Raw genomic sequence first — 2,571 nt, 5'->3', positions numbered from 1 at the left:
TTCAGCTCATCGCCGGCGACATGTCCTTCGAGGCGCTGGTCGGCAACATCACGATCTCCCCGTCGCCCAAGACGCGCGCGGGCGAGGTCTACAAGAACGTCTCGTTCGACTTCTGGCAGGTGGGGGACGTCCCCTTCGACGCCGTCGTCTGACCGTAAGGAGCCCCGCGCCACATGATGACTCTAGGGCTCACCACAGAGGAGCGGAGGGCGTACGAAGCGGCCTCGCTCCTCGCACACGCGGCGCGATCGACGTTGACGTCCTGACCCTGAACGGCGGCGTCCGTGTCGTCCGTCTCGCACACGCTCCTTGACGGGCAGGTGAACGTCGATGCCGACGCCGAGGTCACGCGGTCCGCGCCCCTGACCTTCCTCGACCCGAGCCACTCCCTGAACTTCGACACCGACAGCCCCGACGACGGCGCCATCTACGCCGACCGGATGATCCGCGTTCGCTACGGCGTGCACGTCGAGGAGCTCGACCGGTACGTCTTCGCGACGGTCTTCACGGGCCCCGTGACCGGGCTGTCCCGGGAGGGCGTCACGGTCACGGTCGAAGCACAGGGCAAGGAGGCACTAGCTCTCGGCGCCGTGTGGACCCCGATCACGCTCCGCAAGGGGATGACGGTCGTGGGCGCCATCCGCGTGCTCATGAGCAGCCGCGCCGGCGAGACCCGCTTCTCCATCCCGGACTTCCGCAACTCGTACGGCAAGCGCCTGACCCTGCCGAAGGCCCGGTCCCTGGACCGCTTCGCTCAGGTGTGGTCCGCCGCCCGGAGCCTGTCCCGCTCGATCGACAAACAGCTCTTCTACAACGGCGCCGGCATCCTCGTGATGCGGAACCACTCCCGGGCCGTGAAGTACGTCTTCAAGCCGGGCACGGGCGGCAGCATCGTTAGCGAAGTCGCGATCAACTACCAGATGGCGGACGTCAAGAACACGATCTCCGTCAAGGGGCAGCCGCCGAACGGGAAGATGGGCGCCGTATCGGCGACCGTCGTCGCCCCGCGGAGCCACCCCCTGTCCCCGTTCCGCATGGGCCGGGAAGGCGCGCCGCGCTACCTGGTCGAGCGGGTGGAGAACGCCTCGATCCGCTCCCACGCCGCGGCGAAGGAGTACGCCGAACGCCTCCTGGAATCGCGCATCCGCGAGGCCGTGGAGGTCTCCTTCGACGCGCTCCCGGTCCCGCATCTCGACCCTGACGACATGGTCAGCGTCCAGACGCCGGACTTCACGCTGAAGTTCCGCCTCCGGAAGTTCGCGATCCCGCTCGCGCCGAACGGTGCGCCGCCCATGCCGGTCGGCTACCTGAAGCGCCTCACGCCCAGCAAGAAGACCATTCGACGAAGGGGCAAGCGATGACGTACGACCTCACCGGGCGCGTTGCCGCCGTGAACACCGTGCCCCTTGGCGGCACGCTCGCCGAGGAGGCGCCCGCGGGAGCGACCGTGCCCCTCGTCGAGGACACGGCCGACTTCGACCCGGACGGCGGCGCCCTCCTCCTGGGCGGCGCCGAGGTAGTCACGTACACCAGCGCTGACGACGAGTCGGGGAGAGGTCATCCTCGCCGCCCCCACGGCCGCACTGTGGGAGATCGACACCCGCGTTGACGTCTGGGACGCCGCGACGTCGGCCCCCGTCGTCGAGACGCTCGCGCAGATCCTCGTCGAAGGCATCGAGCAGGCCGGCGACTCGCTCGTCGCGACCGTCGACCACGCCCTGATCCCCTACCCCCCGACGGGCATCCGCGACCCGACCCCGAGTCAGGCGTCATCGGCGAGGCCGTCGCGCTCGCGTACCGCGGCGACGAGCTCGTTGTCCTGAACATCATCGGGCAGGCCCCGGTCATGGATGGCTCCGTGATCGACCCCTCGACGCTCCCGCCGTCGGGCGGCCCCGAGCCGGAGGAGCCCGTCACCCCGGGCGCCCCCACGACTCACCCCCGGATTCGGCGCGCTCATGCTCCGCTGGGCCGGCGTCGTGCACCCGAACCCTGTCGTCTACGAGGTGCACATCTCCGCGACGTCGCCCGTAGTCCCCAGCGCCGCGACCCTCGCCGGCGAACTGGCCGGTACCACCATGACCGTGCGCAGCTTCGGCACCCCCGAGACCACGCTCGCCTACGGGACGACCTACCACGTAGCCCTCATCGCGAAGGACTCGGTCGACGAGACCTTCGCCTCGGCCCTCGGGCCGGAGGCCTCGGGCATGCCCGCGCAGGTCCCGAGTGCCGCCATCGACGAGGCCGTCACCGACGCCATTGCCGAGGCCCAGAGCGACGCGGACGCCGCGCAGCTCACGGCCGACGGTAAGAACACGATCACCTACGGCAGCGCGGCGCCGACGTCCACCACGCCCGGCCGCCCCCGGCGACATCTTCTGGGTGCGCTCCGGCTCGACGATCACCGCGCAGTACCTGTGCACGGTCGGCACGGGCGCGCCCACGGGCAACACCGGGGCCGCTCAGACGCTCACCAACGCGACCATCTCGACGCTCGACGCCGCGAAGGTCACTACGGGGCACACTCTCCGCTGCCCGCATCGCCGCGAAGTCGATGACGCTGGACAAGCT

Annotated in this window: 3 protein-coding genes; all 3 read left to right on the top strand. The window is 70.1% G+C overall.

Annotated features, from left to right (window positions below):
* Positions 1 to 284 precede the first annotated feature (284 nt).
* The 3 genes from PROKR_RS02760 to PROKR_RS02750 all read left to right on the top strand — a co-directional run bounded on the left by PROKR_RS02760 (position 285) and on the right by PROKR_RS02750 (position 2,558).
* A complete protein-coding gene (locus tag PROKR_RS02760) occupies positions 285 to 1,361 on the top strand; it encodes a hypothetical protein (protein WP_036959390.1) in 1,077 nt (358 codons plus the stop codon).
* The gene (locus PROKR_RS02755) at positions 1,358 to 1,609 is read left to right on the top strand and encodes a hypothetical protein (protein WP_036959389.1); all 252 of its coding nucleotides are present in this window, start codon (positions 1,358 to 1,360) and stop codon (positions 1,607 to 1,609) included. Before PROKR_RS02760 ends, PROKR_RS02755 begins: the two co-directional genes overlap by 4 nt.
* Positions 1,610 to 1,958: 349 nt before the next feature.
* Positions 1,959 to 2,558 carry a hypothetical protein gene (locus tag PROKR_RS02750; protein WP_036959388.1) on the top strand — a complete coding sequence of 200 codons (600 nt, stop codon included), beginning with the start codon at positions 1,959 to 1,961 and terminating at the stop codon, positions 2,556 to 2,558.
* Positions 2,559 to 2,571: the final 13 nt, after the last annotated feature.

The organism is Promicromonospora kroppenstedtii DSM 19349, assembly GCF_000515355.1.
Taxonomy (GTDB): domain Bacteria; phylum Actinomycetota; class Actinomycetes; order Actinomycetales; family Cellulomonadaceae; genus Promicromonospora; species Promicromonospora kroppenstedtii.
The sequence above is the reverse complement of the archived record's forward strand: the minus strand, read 5'-3'. Positions and strand labels throughout refer to the sequence as shown.

Coding starts and splice junctions, on each gene's coding strand:
- PROKR_RS02755 (WP_036959389.1), top strand. CDS start 1,358: ATGACGTACGACCTCACCGGGCGCGTTGCCGCCGTGAACACCGTGCCC.
- PROKR_RS02750 (WP_036959388.1), top strand. CDS start 1,959: ATGCTCCGCTGGGCCGGCGTCGTGCACCCGAACCCTGTCGTCTACGAG.